We start from the raw sequence: 19,147 nt of genomic DNA on the forward strand, positions 1-19,147 counted from the left end.
AAGATTAGAACATAATATCAATGGCCTCTAGCTCATCTTGTTCCTGTTCAGATTGACCGTTCAGGGAAATATCCTTCAGCAACATCGAAGGCTGTTCGCCAATCTGGCTGATGATTCCGAGCAGATCCTGAGCGAAATTATCGATCAGATTGCGTGTAAACAACTTGGTCGCATATTCAAACTGCCCGGTCATCCCCTCATCTAGCATCGAAATGACCAAAGTCAGATCGAATTGAGCAACTGTATGCTTTTCCGGATAAGATTCGATCTGGATCTCTCCGAAGCTTTGAACGTTATCTTCCTTCGTTTCCAGAGCAAACATGACATCGAATACAGGATTGCGGCTTAGATCTCGCGGTACCTGAAGTTTCTTCACAAGCTCCTCAAACGGATAATCCTGGTGATCGTAAGCCCCCAGCATCGTTTCTTTGACTTCGTTCAAGTAAGCAAGGAATGTCTTCTCCCCCGAAGGATAATGGCGAATGGCCAACGTGTTGACAAACATTCCGATCAGTGCCTCCAAGTCGGTATGTGTGCGACCCGAAACCGGCGTGCCTACAATGAAGTCTTCTTGCCCCGAGTACTTGCTGAGCAGGATAGAATAGGCCGCCGATAATACCATATAAAGAGTAGCACCGTTCTGACTGGCGATGCGTTCCAAGCTTTCCGTCATCTGCTGGTCGATATTGAAAGGTAGCACATCTCCCTCAAAGCTGCGAGTGACAGGTCTGACAAAATCCGTCGGCAGTTCAAGCGTCGGCAGTTCGCCTTCCAGCACGTCCAGCCAATAGGCTTCCTGACGTTTCAGCTGTTCTTTTACAGGCTCAGACTGTTGCCAAGCGGCATATTCCTTGTATTGAATTCGAAGCGGTTCAAGAGTCTCGCCGTTATACAGACGTAAGAGTTCTTCGACGAATATGCCCATCGACATGCCGTCCGTGATGATATGATGGATGTCCAGCATAAGCAAGTGCCGCTCTGCTTCCCATTCAACTAAGCCCACACGCAGCAGCGGCGGCCGCTCCAAATCAAAGACTCGTACAAATCCATCTGCGATATTTTTCGTTTCACTTTCTGTCGCTTTGGTATACTCGACGGCAAACTCCAAGTTCGGATAAATTCGTTGTACGGGTTCACCGTCCACCATTTCGAAGCCGGTTCGCAAAACTTCATGACGAGCGATTAATCCTTTGAGCGCGGACTCGAATCGATTCCGTTCCAAACGCCCGACGAGAACCGTCATGCCGGACATGTTGTAACTAAGCTCCGCGCCCTCCATCTGTTGCTGGATGTACAACCGTTTTTGCACGGAGGAAAGCGGATAGTAATCCTTCTGATCCAGCACCGGAATGGATCGGTGTTCCTGCCACTCCAATTGACTGATTATTTCAGCCATCGATTCAATCGTCGAGTGTCGGAACACATCGCGTAGCGGCAAGTCTACACTCAACTCCTTGTGAACCTTGCTAACCAGCATTGTCGCCCGTAAGGAGTGCCCGCCAAGATCAAAAAAGTTATCCGTTACACCTATTGTTATTGGTCCGAGCACGTCCTGCCAGATGGCGACCAGTTTCGTCTCTAGCTTGGTGCGCGGCGCCACGGTTTCGCGTCCTCCTCCAGCTCCTTCTTCTGGCGATGGCAACGCCTTCCGGTCAATTTTTCCATTCGGCGTTAGTGGCAAGTTTTCCAATTCTACAAAGTACGATGGGATCATGTAGCCTGGCAACTCTTGGGCCAGCGCGCCGCGCAGATCATTTACTGCCAGATCCGTTACTGTATCCGTTGTGTAATATGCACATAGCACTTTCTGCCCGTTTGCGTCATTTCGAACCAGCACCACGGTTTCGCGTACATTTTCCACCCGCAAGAGTTGTGACTCGATCTCGCCCGTTTCGATCCGGTAACCCCGGATTTTGGCCTGGTTATCCATCCGACCGATAAAGTCCACGTTGCCGTCTTTCGTCCATCTCGCCAAGTCTCCCGTGCGATACAAACGCTCACCTGCTGTGAACGGGCTGTCTACGAACTTTTCTTCCGTCAGCTCTGGACGATTCAAGTATCCGCGCGCGACCCCAACTCCGCCAATAACCAGTTCGCCCAGCACCCCGATAGGCACCGGATTCAGGTGCGCATCCACAATGTAAAACTTCGCATTTAACCACGCTTTTCCGATAGGCACATGCCCCGTCTCGGGAAGCATTTTCAGTGGCTCATCGTAGAAACTGGAATCAATTGCCGCTTCCGTTACGCCATAAGCGTTGATGATTCGGAATTGCGAGCCAAATCGTTCCTGCAAGGTTCGATAATCGGCTACGCTGCAGCTGTCTGAACTTGTAATGAGCAGTTCCATCTGACTCATATCCAACTGATTTTCATGCACATATTCCATAAACGGCACAATTAACGCTGGCGTCGATTCAAAAAGGGTCACCCGCTCCTGCTCGATCCAGTGATGCAGACGCGACGGGTCAATCCGATCGTCCTTCGGCACAATGACCATCGTGCCTCCGTTGTACAGCGTGCGTGCGATATCACCCACGAACACATCAAACGAGAAGCTGGCCAGCTGTAGCAACCGTACCGGGAACTGATCTAATCGGTATTCCCGTCGGTATCCTGCCGCCGTATTCACCAGGCTGCGGTGCTCGATCATGACGCCTTTAGGCTGTCCTGTCGTTCCCGACGTGTAGATTACATAGGCCAGATCCTCTGGACGGGCTTCGTGGAAGCTGTCCATACCAGAACTTATCGGCGCATTTGCCCGCTCCTCGCTGTACGATGCTTCGTCATCGAGATACAACACTGCAGACAACGCCAGTTCCTCTTCACCCAGCCATGTTTCAGCACGCTCTCGCAGTGGCGTTTGCGTTAATAGTACCTTCGCTCCACTGTCTTCGAGCATGAACCGCACACGGTCTGCCGGGTAATCCGGATCGAGCGGTACATACGCGCCGCCTGCTTTCCAGACAGCCAGCACAGCTACCAGCAAATCCACCGAACGTTCGGCAAGAATGCCGACGATGGATTCACGACCAATGCCACTTGCACGTAGCGTAGTCGCCAAACGGTTCGCCCGCTCATTCAGCTCCGCATACGTTAGACGGTCGTTCTCGTACACAACGGCCTCCGATTCAGGCGCTTGCTGCGCCTGTTCCTCGAACAGACGGTGAAACGTAGCTGCAGGAGCAGCTTCCACTTCTGAAAGCGCCGGGTTAAACACGCAGAGAATTTGTTCTTTTTCCACAGTGGTTAAGATATCCAATTCAGCAATGGTCCCTGACGGGTTACGGAGAATGGACTCGAGCAGTTGCAAGTAATGAGATGCCATTTTCTCCACCGTTTCGGTTTTATAAAGAGCTGTGGCATATTCAAACAGATATTCCAACCCTTCCTCAATCTCCGTGACGTCTAAACTTAGATCGAATTTAGAAACAATCTCTTCGCTGGCGTACGTCGATAAGCGGAGTCCAGGAAGCTGAATTTCCAAATTCTCTGTATTCTGCAAAGCAAACATCGTATCAAACAACGGATTACGGCTTAGATCCCGAGCCACACTCACCTTATCTACCAGTTCTTCAAACGGATAATTCTGATGTTCAAAAGCACCCAGGGTGGTCTCCTTGATTTCCTTCAAATAGTCTAGGAACGTCTTATCTGCAGCCGGATAACTGCGAATAGCCAAAGTATTAACGAACATGCCGATCAATGGCTGAACGTCACTATGATTTCTTCCCGCAATCGGTGTACCGACGACCACGTCTTCTTGTCCTGTGTATTTCTGCAACAATATCGTATATCCAGCAAGTAGAACCATGTAAAGTGTTGCACCGTTCTCGGATGCAAGTCGTTTCAGACCCTCGCTTTGCTCGCTATTCATAAACAATTGAAGTGTACGTCCCTCGTAACGCTGCATTGCCGGGCGCGGATAGTCAGTCGGCAATTCCAAAACTGGCAGTTCTCCGCGGAACATGTCCAGCCAGTAGGCTTCTTGCTTGGCAAGCTGCGCCTTCTGCTCGTTTGATTGTTGCCATACCGCGTAATCTTTGTACTGAATGCGGAGCGGATCAAGCGACTTACCGCTGTACAAATGTACGAATTCTTCGATTAGTACGTCCATCGAGACACCGTCAGATACGATATGATGCGTATCAAACATCAGAATATGCCGGTCCGGCGCCAGTTCTGCAAGACCTACACGCAGCAGTGGCGGCTTCGCAAGATCAAATGGACGAACGAATTGGCGCACCGTCTCTTCCGCTTGATCTCCGCTGATATGCACATATTCCACATCGAAGACGACTTCATCATAAATCCGCTGAATCGCTTCGCCTTTTATCATCTCAAAGCCAGTACGCAGCGTTTCATGACGAGCTACGAGTTCTCGGAATGTTTCCGCAATCCGCTGTCGGTCAAGCTCACCTTCGAGCAACATAGCTCCCGGTATGTTGTAGCTCAGCTCGGCTCCTTCCAGCTGGTTCAAAATATAAAGACGTTTCTGAGCGGAAGAGAGCGGATAATACGCGCTCGGTTCCGCAACCGGAATAGCTGTGAACGAGCCGTTCTCCAGCTTCTCCATAGCCGTGGCCATTTCCTCAACCGTGGAGTAGCGGAATACGTCGCGAAGCGGGAATTGTACGCCTAGCTCTTTATGCATTTTGCTGACCAGCGTTGTCGCCCGCAGAGAGTGTCCGCCCAGATCGAAGAAATTGTCGGTTACGCCCACTGTTTTCTCCCGCACAAGCACATCTTGCCAGATAACAGCCAGCTTGGCCTCCAGTTCGGTGCGCGGAGCCACATATTCACGACCTCCATCTGCTCCCGTCTCTGGTGCCGGCAGTGCCTTCCGGTCGATTTTTCCATTCGGCGTCAGAGGCAGATGCTCCATTTCTACGAAGTATGACGGGATCATGTACCCCGGCAACTCGCTTGAGATGGCTCGTTTCAGGTCTGCTACGGTTAAGCCTTCTTCCGCAGTATAATAGGCGCACAATGCTTTCTGACCTTCTTGATCTTCCCTTACTACAACGACGGTTTCCTTCACACCCGTTGCACGCAGCAACTTTGCTTCGACTTCGCCTGTTTCAATCCGGTAACCCCGGATTTTTGCCTGGTTGTCCATCCGACCAATGAAATCCACGTTGCCGTCTTTCGTCCATCTTGCCAAGTCTCCCGTGCGATACAAACGCTCACCTGCTGAGAACGGGCTGTCTACGAACTTCTCTTCCGTCAGCTCTGGACGGTTCAAGTATCCGCGCGCGACCCCAATCCCGCCAATAACCAGTTCGCCCAGCACCCCGACAGGCACCGGATTCAGGTGTGCATCCACAATGTAAAACTTCGCATTTAGCCATGCTTTTCCGATAGGCACATGCCCCGTCTCGGGAAGCATTTCCAGTGACTCGTCGTAGAAACTGGAGTCAATCGCCGCTTCCGTTACACCATAAGCATTGATAATTCTGAATTGCGAGCCAAAGCGTTCCTGCAAGGTTCGATAATCTGCTACGCTGCAGCTGTCCGAACTTGTGATAAGCAGCTCCATCCCGCTCATATTCAGCCCCAGCTCATGCACATATTCCATAAATGGCACAATCAGCGCTGGCGTCGATTCAAAAATAGTGACCTGCTCTTGCTCAATCCAGTGGTGCAAACGAGACGGATCGATCCGGTCATCCTTCGGCACAATGACCATCGTGCCTCCGTTATACAGCGTGCGCGCAATATCGCCCACGAACACGTCAAACGAGAAGCTGGCAAGCTGCAATAGCCGCACCGGGAACTGATCTAATCGATATTCCCTCCGGTATCCTGCCGCCGTATTCACCAAACTGCGGTGCTCGATCATGACGCCTTTAGGCTGTCCTGTCGTTCCCGACGTATAGATTACGTAGGCCAGATCCTCTGGTCGGGCTTCGTGGAAGCTGTCCATACCGGAGATTTTACCGGAGACGGAGTCCGAAGCTATACCAGATTTCACCGTGAAATCCTCCTGCTCATCGCTATACGATTCCTCGTCGTCCAGATACATTACCTTCGCCAACGCTAGTTCCTCTTCACCCAGCCATGTTTCAGCACGCTCTCGCAGTGGCGTTTGCGTTAATAGTACCTTTGCTCCACTGTCTTCGAGCATGAACCGCACACGGTCTGCCGGGTAATCCGGATCGAGCGGTACATACGCGCCGCCTGCTTTCCAGACAGCCAGCACAGCTACCAGCAAATCCACCGAACGTTCGGCAAGAATACCGACGATGGATTCACGACCGATGCCACTTGCACGTAGCGTAGTCGCCAAACGGTTTGCCCGCTCGTTCAGCTCCGCATACGTCAGACGGTCGTTCTCGTACACGGCGGCCTCCGATTCAGGCACGCGCTGCGCCTGTTCCTCAAACAGACGGTGGAACGCAAGCGCAGGAGCCGTTTCTGCTTCCAGTTGCACTGGATTAAAGCCACCGAGAATTTGTTCCTTTTCTGCCGCTGTCAGCAGTTCCAACTGATTCACACAGATGTTCGGATTAGCCGCGACCTGCTCCAGTGCCCGGGCAAAATGACCGTGGATCGACCTGATATCTTCTTCTCTGAAGGTCAGCGCATTGTACGTAAACCGCAGCCAAATATGCTCTTCCGGAATGACAGTAATGTCCAGGTCGTAATTCGTTTGCTCCGGTGACTGGATATTAGCGATTTTAAGCGCTTCTTTGTCCCCGCCAACAACCTGCTCAATCTGTTCCTCCATCGGATAATTTTCAAAGACCATGATATGGTTAATCAAGTCGCGCTTTTGCTTACTCAGCGACTGAATTTCGAACAACGGATATGTCTCATAAGCTCCCGATGTCAGTGCCTGATCCTGAGTATTTCTCAAAATATTAGCTACCGTTTCCGATGGTTTGCTTTGAATACGAACCGGAATGGTATTAATAAATAAGCCAATCATACTTTCGATGCCTGGAATTTCAGCCGGACGCCCGGATACGACCGAACCGAATACGACATCCTCACTGTTGTTGTATATTTGCAGAACCAGTCCCCATACGGTTTGCATGAACGTATTAAGCGTCACCTGCTGCTGGCGTGCCACCCGTTCGATTTTCCCGGTCAATTCCTTGCTGAGTTCCACATCCATTTCAGCCATCTCAAAAGCATGCGGATTCAGCTTCATTTTTTCCTGAGGCAGTTTGGTCTGCTCGTCGTAACCCTTCAAATACTCGGACCAGTAGTGTGAAGCTTTCGCAACATCTTGCGTTTCCAGCCATTCGATATACTTGGAGTATGAAGTAACCGGTGGAAGCTCCAGCTTCCGATTCTCTTGCAACGCGAAGTAGGTGTCGAACACTTCCTTGATCATAAAAGACATGCACCAGCCGTCCATCAAAATATGGTGGTGACTCCAGATCACATGGTAGGACTCGTCGCCTGTACGCAATACGGTCACTCGCATCAAAGAGCCTTGAGCCAAATCGAACTTGTTCGCTTTATCGGCGCTAACGAAATCGGCTATGGTCTTCTCCAGGTCTTCACCGCTTACCGAGCGAATATCTTCAAAGTACACTTCACACTTTCGCTCACGGAATACCACTTGAATCGGCTCGTCTCTCCAGCCCGTAATAAAGTTGGTCCGCAATGCCTCATTCCGTTGCACCAACGTATCCAATCCTTTAGCAAAGGCTTCGACATTCAAGCTTCCGTACAGATCGAAGGTCACCTGTTCGAAGTACGCTTCCGAATCAGCATCCAGCAGGCTGTGGAACAACATCCCTTTTTGCAGTGGAGTCAGGATATACACATTCTCCAGTTCGCCAATCGCCGCCGTCTGTTCAGCTAACTGATTTAATTCCTCCACTGTCACATCTCGAAGCAGTACATCGCTAGGTGTAAGCTCTGGTCGCTCTTTCGAAACACAATGAAGGATGACTTCGCGTAAACTCGATTGAAGCAAGGTTCCTAATTTCTCTATCGTTTCCCTTTTATACTGGGTCTCCCCGTAACGGATCGTGAATTCCAGCATGCCTTCTGACACCATACCATTGATATCGAGGACAAAATCCATCACTGCATTCGGGCTTGAATCCGCGCCCGCACTAAATGGAGACGGCTGCACCCCGTTGCTTTCAACATCCTGGTCGAACTGACCCAAGTAGTTAAAGCTGATCTCTGGTTCCAAAGTAAAGGCCTCACCGTCACGCGGTGCCGACAAATAACGCAGGATGCCATAACCGATTCCTTTGTTCGGAATACGGCGCAAGCTTTCTTTCACCTGTTTTACCTGATGACCAAGAGCCTGAACATGACTCAGCTCCAGTACAACAGGGAATTGACTTGTAAACCAGCCTACTGTACGTGTAATGTCCACATCTGGCAAAAGTTCTTCCCGGCCGTGGCCTTCGAGATTCACCAGCACACGTTCCTGACCGCTCCAAGCTTGTACCGCAAGACCAAGCGCGGTCAGCAACAGATCGTTCATTTCCGTATGGTATGCACGGTGTGCCTGCTTCATCAGCTGTTCCGTTTCCTCTGCCGACCAGCGAACAGTCACAAGCCCACTGTCCTTCAGCTTCGATCTGCCTTGTTCAAAATCTTTCGGAAGCGATTCATAGGTCAATTGCTCGACTTGTTGCCAGTACGCTCTTTCGCTATCTATTGCCGAGCTGTTGGCATAATCAGCAAGTTGTTTTGCCCACGTTTGGAATGAATCCGTTTTGAGCGGTAGACGAATTGGCTGTCCTTGCATAGCCTGCTCATAGCCAGTAGCCAAATCCTCAAGCAGAATCCGCCAGGATACACCGTCTACAACCAGATGATGAATCGCAATGAGCAGATGATCGCCGTCGTCACAGCGGAACAAACCGAGCTTCACCAAGGGTCCGTTTTCCAGATCGATGCTCGCTTGAATGTCATTCGCCTTAGCCTCTACCGTTTCTTTAACGTCGCAGACTCCCTTGAGATCGATAACTTCCAGATCGAACAGCGCTTCATTCTCCAGGGCGCTTCGGTTCCAAGCTGTATAACCGTTCTCGCTTTGACGGTAAACCGTGCGGAGAGCGTCGTGATGCGCAACAAGCTGATGCATCGCATGGCGTAATGCTTCTTCGTCAAAACCTTGCTTGGAAAATTGCATGAACGCCTGGTTGCTATGATGCACGTCAGCCGGATTTTGTCCAAAGAACCAGTGCTGAATCGGAGTTAAGATCACCTCACCCGTTACTTCGGCTTGGCTAGCCGTTTTTTCCACCGTTTGCAGTCTTAAGCTAAGGGCAGAAATTGTCGGGTAATGGAACAAATCTTTCATGACCAACTTGTAGCCCGTTTGCAAAAGACGGGACGATACCTGCAAGGCCTTGATCGAATCACCGCCGAGCGCAAAGAAATTGTCCTTTGTGCCGACCTGATCCACACCAAGTACAGACTGCCATACTAACGCAAGTGCTTGCTCAGCATTAGTACGTGGTGCCGTGTATGCAACCTCGGCGCGAATACTCCCTTCGGGCACAGGTAACGCTTTTCGGTCTACCTTTCCGTTCGGCGTAAGCGGCATCTGATCCAGACGCATCATGCGCGCAGGCACCATATGGGAAGGTAGGGCTGTGTCCAGATGAGCCACCAGTCTTTCCAGATCGAAACTTGATTCGGCTACGACATACGCGCACAAATATTTCTGCCCCCGCTCATCCATCCGATCCATGACAAGCGCTTGACGTACACCAGCCACATTATTCATGGCTGCTTCAATCTCACCAAGCTCGATCCGGTAACCGCGAATTTTCACCTGGTTGTCGATCCGACCGATGAAATCTACGTTGCCATCCGGCATCCAGCGGGCCAGGTCACCCGTCCGGTACAACCGCTCCCCAGCGGTGAACGGGCTATCTACGAATTTTTCCGCCGTCAAATTCGGACGGTTCAAATAACCGCGGGCTACACCCACACCGCCAATAACAAGCTCACCGAGTACGCCGATTGGCACCGGCTTCAGGTTCGCATCCACGATATAGAACTTGGCATTCAGCCACGCCATCCCGATCGGCACACTCCCCGTCTTCGGCAGTTTCTCCATCGGCTCATCATAGAAGCTAGAGTCAATCGCGGCTTCCGTTACGCCGTAGCTGTTAATAATACGGAACTGTGATCCGAAGCGCTCCTGCAAAGTACGGTAATCTGCTACGCTACACGCATCGGAACTTGTGATCAGTAACTGCATCGAACTGATATCGAGACCTTCGGCATACACATGTTCCATAAACGGTATGATTAACGCCGGAGTCGATTCAAACACCGTTATGGCATAGTCACGAATCCAGCCGTACAGCCGGCTTGGATCAATTCGGTCATCCTTCGGTACGATGACCATAGTACCGCCATTATACAGCGTGCGCGCAATATCGCCGACGAACACGTCGAACGAAAAGCTCGCGAGCTGTAATAACCGGATCGGAAACTGATCTAGACGGTATTCCCTCCGGTAGCCAGATGCCGTGTTCACCAAGCTACGGTGTTCCACTGCCACGCCCTTCGGTTGGCCTGTTGTACCTGAGGTGTAAATGACGTAAGCCAAATCACCCGCCTTGTTCACATTTGCAGGATTGGATGCCGGATCTGCTACTTGTGTGCTCTTCTCAGCTTCTGCTGTGGCAGAGGTTTCGGCAGCAGCCAATTCCACTTCCGCCTGCAACGTAGCTCTCTCTTCAGCGCATGTTTCACCCCAAGCTTGTGTACCTACAGCCCCATTTTCCCCTGCAAGTCCGTACGTTGTCTCGTCATCAAGCGCAAGCACCGTTTGCAGCATCAGATTTGTATCAGTACGCCAGACTTCTGTTTGCTCCAGCAGGCAAGTCTGCGTGAGCAGGACAGATGCACCACTGTCCGCGAGCATATACTCAATTCGTTCCGCAGGGTAATCCGGGTCAAGCGGTACATAAGCGCCGCCTGCCTTCCATACGGCAAGCACCCCAATCAATAGCTCCGTGGAACGACCAGCCAAAATGCCAACCACCTGCTCAGGCTTCACTCCGTGCGTCCGCAGTATATATGCCAAACGGTTCGCTTTGGCGTTCAGCTCCGCATATGTCAGCTTGCTATCTTCGTAGACAACGGCCAGCGCTTCTGGCGTACGCTCCGCCTGTTGCTCAAATCGCTCGTGGAATGTTCTCTCCCGCCAAGCTTCATGTGCTTCCAGATCTGTGCCCTCTTCCTCTTCGGAGGATTGTTTCGCGAGAGCCAGAGACGACACGTCAAACCCAACCAGCAAATCATGCTTTTCGTCATCCGTCAGGAAATCCAGATCCGCAATCCGTGCTCCAGGCTGAGCCAGAATCGACTCCAGAAGATGCTCGTAATGCCCTGCCAGCCGTACGATCGTTTCAGGTCTGAATAGCGAGGTAGCATACTCAATCTTGCAAACCAGTTCTCTCCCCGCTTCCACGATATCCAAGCTAAGATCAAACTTTGCTGTCTTCTCCTCGATGTCGAATAGCGCCCATTGCAAACCTTCCATCTTTAAATCCAAGCTCTCGTGCTTTTGTAAAGAAAACATCGTATCAAACAGCGGATTCCGGCTCAAATCCCGGTTCACCTGAAGTACTTCCACCAGTTCCTCAAACGGATAGTCCTGATGCTCATAGGCTCCAAGTGTTGTTTCCTTCACTTCCTGCAAGTATTCCATGAACGTCCGCTCTGCCGCTGGACCCAAACGAAGAGCCAACGTGTTGACAAACATGCCGATAATCGGTTGCAGGTCGGCATGTGAACGGGCGGCAATCGGCGTGCCGACTACGATATCCTCCTGTCCCGCATATTTATGAAGCAATACGGAGTATGCGGCCAGCAAAAGCATGTACAGCGTTGAGCCCGTATCACCTGCAAGACGTTTAAGGGCTTCACTTTTGGCTTCATCCAGTGTAAACGTGAGCGTTTGACCGTCAAACTGCTGAACAGCTGGACGCGAGAAGTCAGATGGTAGCTCAAGAACCGGAAGCTCGGAGCTAAATACCCCGCGCCAGTATTCCTCCTGTTGCTCAACGCGCTGTCGCTGCTCCTCGGATTGTTGCCAAACGGAATAATCCTTGTATTGAATATGCATCTCCGGTAACTCTTCCCCATTGTAAAGCCGCACGAATTCACGCAGTAGTACGTCCATGGAAAGGCCGTCGGAACCAATATGATGAATATCCAGTGCGAGCAGGAACTGCTCTTCTCCCAGTTCGATCAGCAGGGCACGTAGCAAAGGCGGCGCGCTCAAGTCAAAAGGCTGAATGAAGCCTTCAAGAATGGACGCAATCTGATCTTCACTGGCTTGAAGCTTCTCGATCTTGAAAGCGACATGTGGATGGATACGTTGAACCGGCTCTCCATTTACGATTTCAAAACCGGTGCGTAACATATCATGACGGGCCATCAACGTATCCAGTGCTCTTTCCACTCTGGCTTCATCCAGAACACCTTCTAATCGCAAGGCGCTTGGGAGGTTGTAATTCAGCTCCAAGCTATCCAGTTGGTTCAGGACATACAACCTTTTTTGCGCAGAAGAAACCGGATAGTATGCTTTGTCCTCCGCTTTGGGAATGGAAGTATGTTTCGTTACTTCTAAGCTGGCAATAGCCTCGGCCATCGCCCCTACCGTTATATAGCGGAATACATCACGTAACGGGAGTTCGACGTTCATCTCCTTCCTGATTTTGCTGACAAGGTTTATTGCCCGCAAGGAGTGGCCTCCGAGCTCGAAGAAATTGTTCAGGACTCCAATGCCAGAATAGCCCAGCACTTCCTCCCAAATTTCCACGAGTTGAGCCTCCAACTGGTTACGCGGTGCTATGTATTCAACGCCTGTTTCCATGCCACCTTGTGGCTCAGGCAACGATTTGCGATCGACTTTACCGTTGGACGTCAGCGGCATACGCTCCAGCTGCACGAAGTATGACGGGATCATATATCCCGGCATTTCCTCCGCCAATGCAGTTCTCATGGTACTGACTGTCAGCGTTCGATCCGCCACAAAGTAAGCGACAAGCGCCTTCTCACCTCCGCTGTCCTCACGAGCGAGCACCACTGCCTCTTCCACGCCCTCTACATTTAGAAGCTGAGTCTCGATTTCGTCCAGCTCAATCCGGTAACCGCGGATTTTCACCTGATGGTCGATCCGGCCTAGATATTCGATGTTGCCATCCGGTAGCCAGGCCGCCATATCACCCGAGCGATACAGTTTCTCCCCCTCCGCAAAAGGAGAATCGACGAACTTCTCCGCTGTCAGATCCGGACGGTTCAGATATCCTCTGGCTAACCCTTCCCCAGCCACATACATTTCGCCGGACACGCCAATCGGCACAGGACGGCGGTTTTCATCCAGAACGTATACGCTCAGCGTAGGGATCGGTTTACCGATATTACTTTTGGCTGCCTCTATCTCGACCCACGTAATTTCCTTATACGTCACATGAACCGTTGTCTCCGTAATACCATACATGTTGATCAGCTTCGTATCAGGGTATTTCGTCTTGAAGCCCTTGAGCAGCAAAGGACTGAGCGCTTCTCCCCCAAAAATGACGTTGCGAATCCGCAGATCGTATGCATGATCCGTCAATACCTCCCGCAACAGTTGATAAAAATACGTTGGCGTCTGATTTAGAATCGTGACTTGTTCGCGGCCTAACAGTGCCAGGAAATCGGCCGGGTTTTTCGCCGTAAGCGGTGGTACAATAACCAGCTTGCCTCCGTACAGCAGTGCTCCGTACATTTCCCAGACCGAGAAATCAAAGCAGAACGAATGGAACAACGTCCACGTATCAGACGGTCCAAAGTCGAACAGGTTTTTGTCATTAAACAGGAGGCGCACAACGTTTTTATGCTCGATCAACGTTCCTTTCGGTTTGCCCGTCGTTCCCGATGTGTAGATGACATAAGCCAGATTGCCCGGGCCAGAGATCGGTTCCAAGTTCGAGACATCCAGCGCACTTCCCAAGTCCGCTTTGCCATCTCCCCAAACAAAATCATCCAATTCAAGCCGGGTTCCAGCGAAGTCCGTCTTCTCATGCAATTTCTTTTGAATCAGCAATAATGGTGCACCGGAATCCTCGATCATGAAACGAATACGCTCTTCCGGATAGTCGGGATCGACAGGAACGTAAGCTCCGCCCGCTTTGAGAATCGCCAGAATGCCGACGACCATATCAAGCGAACGTTCGGCCAGAATGGCCACCAACTGATCCGCTTCGACTCCGGTCTCCCGCAGTTTTCGTGCGAGGCGATTCGATTGTTCATTTAACTCACGGTAGGTCAATTGCTTCTCATTCATGACAGCGGCCACGTTATTCGGGTAGAGCTCTGCTTGTTCTTCGAACAGTCCGTGAATGGTTTGCTGACGTGGGTAGTCCGCCTCCGAATCGTTAAACCCGTGCATCAGCTCGTGGATTTCCTCACCCGTAAGCATTTCCAGTGATGCAATGTCCCTGTCCGGTGCTGCTACGATGGTTTCGAGCAACTTGTCATAATGTCTGGCGAACCGCTCCGCAGTTTCCTGTTTATACAGAGCCGTAGCGTACTCCAACCGACATTCAAGCTGACCGTCCAGCTCCGAAATATCTAGTAGCAAATCGAACTTGGATGTTCGGTTTTCCAGCGGATAAAAAGATTGTTCAAGCCCCTCGATGACAATTCGCTCGTTCTCCGTATTTTGCAGGGAGAAGAACGTATCAAAGAGCGGATTCCGGCCAGTCGCGCGCGCAATGTGCAGACTCTCCACCAAGTCTTCGAACAAATAATTTTGATTTTCAAAAGCCCCAAGTGTGATGTCCTTAACTTCATCAAGGTAGGAAAGGTAAAGCTTGGAACGCTCTGGACGGCTACGAATGGCCAGTGTGTTGATGAACATTCCCACGATAGGTTGCACTTCTTCTTGCGTTCTTCCGGCAATCGGCGTTCCTACGATCAGATCTTCCTGGCCTGAATATTTATGCATAAGGATGGAGTACGCCGACAGTAGCACCATATACAGGGTCGTTCCCGTCCGTGCCGCAAGTTCTTTCAACTTCTCCGTTCGTTCTTTTCCGATATAAAACTTCACAGTCCGGCCGTCAAAGCTCTGCACCGCAGCGCGCGGGTGATCCGTCGGTAGCTCCAAAACAGGCAATTCACCCGACAACTGTTCCAGCCAATACTCCTTCTGCGGCTCAAGCATCAGCCCATAGGCTTCGGAATGTTGCCACACAGCATAGTCTTTGTATTGAATGTTTAGCGGAACCAGCGTCTCACCCCGATACAAGCGGCTGAACTCGTCGAAAAGCAACGCAGTCGAAATGCCATCGGAGACGATATGATGCATATCAAACAACAGAATGTGGCGATTCTCGGCGACTTGGATCAGGCCGATACGTAGAAGTGGCGGCTTGGTCAGATCAAACGGGCGATAATAAGCCTCCACCATTTGATCGAATTCCTGCTCGCTCGCCTGGAAATAATCCACGGCAAACTGCACCTCATCATAGATGCGCTGCACAAGCTCGCCCTGAACCTGCTCGATCCCGGTGCGCAGCGTCTCATGGCGCTGAATCAGTGCCCGGAATGCTTGCTCGACGCGCGTATGATCCAATGCACCTTCGAGTAGAAGCGCCGCTGACATATTGTAGCTACGCTCGGCTCCATCAAGCTGGCGCAGGATGTACAAACGCTTTTGTTCAGAGGAAACCGGATAGTACTCTGCCTGGGCTGCCTTTGTAATCTCGTATGTCTCCTGCTGCTTTAAGCCACCGATTCTCTGGGCCAACTGTTCAATCGTGGTGTAGCGAAAAACATCCCGCAACGGAACCTCGACTTGCAGTTCCTTCCGAATCTTGGAAACCAGTGAGGAGGCCCGCAAGGAATGCCCTCCCAGGTCGAAGAAATCATCTTGAACGCCAACTCGCACAATACCCAGCACCTGCTGCCATATGAGAGCAAGTCTTGTTTCGAGCCCTGTGCGAGGTGCCACATACTCATGCCCTGCTTCTACCTCTCCGCTCGGTTCAGGCAATGCTTTACGATCAATTTTACCGTTCGGCGTAAGGGGAAGCTTATCGAGTGATACGAATCGAGCCGGGATCATATGGACAGGTAGCTCTTCCTTCAATTGAGACAGCAGATCGCTTATCTGCAAAGATACATCGCTAGCAACGTAACCACACAAATACTTCTGCCCATGCTCATCCGTGCGGTCGATCACTACAGCCTGATTAATACCAGGATAACGTAACAGAGCCGTTTCGATTTCCCCGAGTTCGATTCGGAACCCGCGAATTTTCACCTGGTAGTCGATCCGGCCGATGAAGTCCACGTTTCCGTCTTCCAACCAACGAGCCAAGTCCCCTGTACGGTACAGACGTTCGCCCGGCACAAACGGGCTCTCTACAAACTTCTCAGCGGTTAAGTCGGGACGGTTCCAGTAGCCGCGCGCTACCCCAGCACCACCAATAACAAGTTCCCCCGGAACCCCTATAGGCACTGGCTTTAATGCAGCATCAACAATATAAAATCTGGCGTTCAGCCAAGCTTTGCCGATTGGCACATGGCCCGACGTCGGCAGTTTGTCCAACGGCTCATCGTAAAAGCTGCTGTCAATCGCCGCTTCTGTAACACCGTAGCTGTTAATAATGCGGAATTGTCCGCCGAATCTTTCCTGTAACAAACGATAGTCGTTGACACTGCAAGCATCCGAGCTGGTAATCAGCAACTGCATGGAGCTAACGTCCAGCTTTTCTTCATAGATATGTTGCATGAACGGCAAAATGAGCGCAGGTGTCGATTCAAATACCGTAATGTTATGATCCCGAATCCAGCCGTATAAACGGTTCGGATCAATCCGATCATCCTTCGGCACAATCACCATCGTACCCCCGTTGTACAGCGTGCGTGCGATATCTCCGACGAATACGTCAAACGAGAAACTCGCCAGTTGCAATAGCCGTACCGGGAACTGATCCAAACGGTACTCAAGGCGGTATGCATCCGCCGTATTTACGAGACTACCATGCTCAACCATGACACCTTTCGGATGTCCCGTTGTACCCGAGGTGTAAATTACATAAGCCAAGTCTTGCGGAGCACTGTCGACAGAGTCAAATTCCATGCCAACCGCGTCCCCGGTATAAAGCTGCTCATCGTCCATGGCATAAATCGCTTGAAGCTTCAGCCTGTCATCAGCCAGCCAACCTCCGGCCCGCTCCAACAAATGACGTTGCGTAAGCAACACCGATGCCTCGCTGTCGCTTAGCATATACTCGATTCGCTCTGCCGGATAATCAGGATCTAGCGGCACATAGGCTCCGCCCGCTTTCCATACAGCGAGTACCCCTACCAGCAGTTCGACCGAACGTTCCGCCCAGATCCCTGTAATGCTCTCCTTTCCCACGCCCTGTTCACGAAGGAGAGCAGCCAGACGTTCGGCGCGCTCGTTCAATTCGCCATACGTCAGCTGCTTGTCCATGTAGATGGCTGCAGGATGATCCGGTATTTCCCTAGAAAACTTTTCAATATATCGATGAAACGCTTTCCCCTCGTTAAGCTCTGCCACTGGCGGGTTAAAAACGTCCAGAATGCGATGTCTCTCCTCATCACTGAGCAGAGAAAGTTCACGTACCCGTAGTTCGGGAGTCTGAAGAAACTGATCCAGAACCGTTACATACTGTTCCATAATCCGATCGATCTCTGCCTTTCCGAACAGACCCGTACGGTAAGAAGCATGGAGAATGACATGTCCTTCATTCAGCATATGGTCGAAGCGTAGCAATAAATCGTCCATCTCATGTCTGGCAAAATGAGCCTCCAGACGTACTTTGATTTCTTCGTACTCCTCAATTTTCAGAGGCAGATATTCCAGAGATGTGCGGAAAAGCTCTGAAAGATCGTTCCGTCCATGTTGCTCACGCAAATCCTGGATCAATTGGTTATACGGATATTTCTGATACCGCAGATCCGCCGTATTTTCCTTGGAAACGGTCTGGATCAGGGACATCAGATGAGCGTCTGGATCAAGATGAATCCGTGTGGCCACAGTGCTGACGAACATACCAATGGTTTCTTTTTCCTTTTTGCTGGTACGATTGGCGAAAACCGTGCCGACCGGCACATCGGTGCTGTCAGTCAGCTTGTACAGCAGGGCGTACATGGTGGACAGAAATAACGTATATAAGCTGACCTGATATCGTTCACTGAAGGCCAGAATGCGTTCATACCGGGAACCGTCCAAAATGATGGCGAGTTTATTGGACTCACTGCCAACGGAGAATGATGGCACCGATTTAATGCCCGTCGTTTCAGGCAACGTACTGTACTTTGTCAGCCAATATTCCTTGCCTTTTTGATAACGTTGTGATTGCTCATACTCTTGCTCAGCAGAAATATAATCCAAATAGGAGGGAGCCTGATCATTACCTGAGATATCTTTATCTCTGCCATTCTCATTCTCATTCTCTTTGACTTTGCCTTTTACCTTACCTTTGTCTTTGCGCAGTTTCAGATATTTTTCCATCACGGCATGCAACAAAGCATTTACGGACAAACCGTCAGCAATGATATGATTTATCGTCAAATTAAGCCATACCTGACCGTTCGCAAAATGAATCATTGTAAATTGGTAAAGGTGTTCGTCAAACACGCTTACCGGTTTTTCGCTTACTCCGTTTACCCATGTATAAAATTGTTCAGTTGTATCTAATTCGAGGTGGCTTATCCTGGCTTGCACATTCTCCAGTTCTTCAAACCACTGTGTTGGATGTTGTAAATCTCCACTAAGACGGATGCGGAAAGCATCATAGGTTTTGACGATTTCACCCGTCGCTTGCTCCAGAAGCGGTGTGTCAATCTCACCCGTAATTTGGTAAGTTGCGGAAAGCATCGTGATGGACGTACCCGGATTCATAATTTCCATAAACCATATTCGGCGCTGGGCTTGCGTTAATCCGTATTGCTTGTTGGTATTTTCTCTCACATCGACACACTCCCGTTTTAGAGATTGTTTGTTAATAAGTTGAATTAAAGGGTTTACACAGACCACTCCGATGACAGAATAACCTTCCAATCGCTGTTATCCCCAGATTTTTTGATCCTTTTCTAACGGGAAAATCCGGTGATAAAGGCGAGCGCTTCGCTTTTCCAGGTTTTTTCTGTCCTCTCCGTTTTTGTGTAAAAAATT

At 50.6% G+C, this 19,147-nt stretch carries 1 protein-coding gene; it reads right to left on the bottom strand.

What is annotated here, in order from left to right:
• Positions 1-4 precede the first annotated feature (4 nt).
• Entirely contained in the window at positions 5-18,943 is an 18,939-nt protein-coding gene (locus MHI38_RS12175) for a non-ribosomal peptide synthetase (RefSeq protein ID WP_341181283.1), read from the bottom strand.
• Positions 18,944-19,147 lie beyond the last annotated feature (204 nt).

The sequence above is a fragment of the Paenibacillus sp. FSL K6-1558 genome, from assembly GCF_038002565.1.
GTDB classification, from domain to species: Bacteria; Bacillota; Bacilli; order Paenibacillales; family Paenibacillaceae; genus Paenibacillus; species Paenibacillus polysaccharolyticus.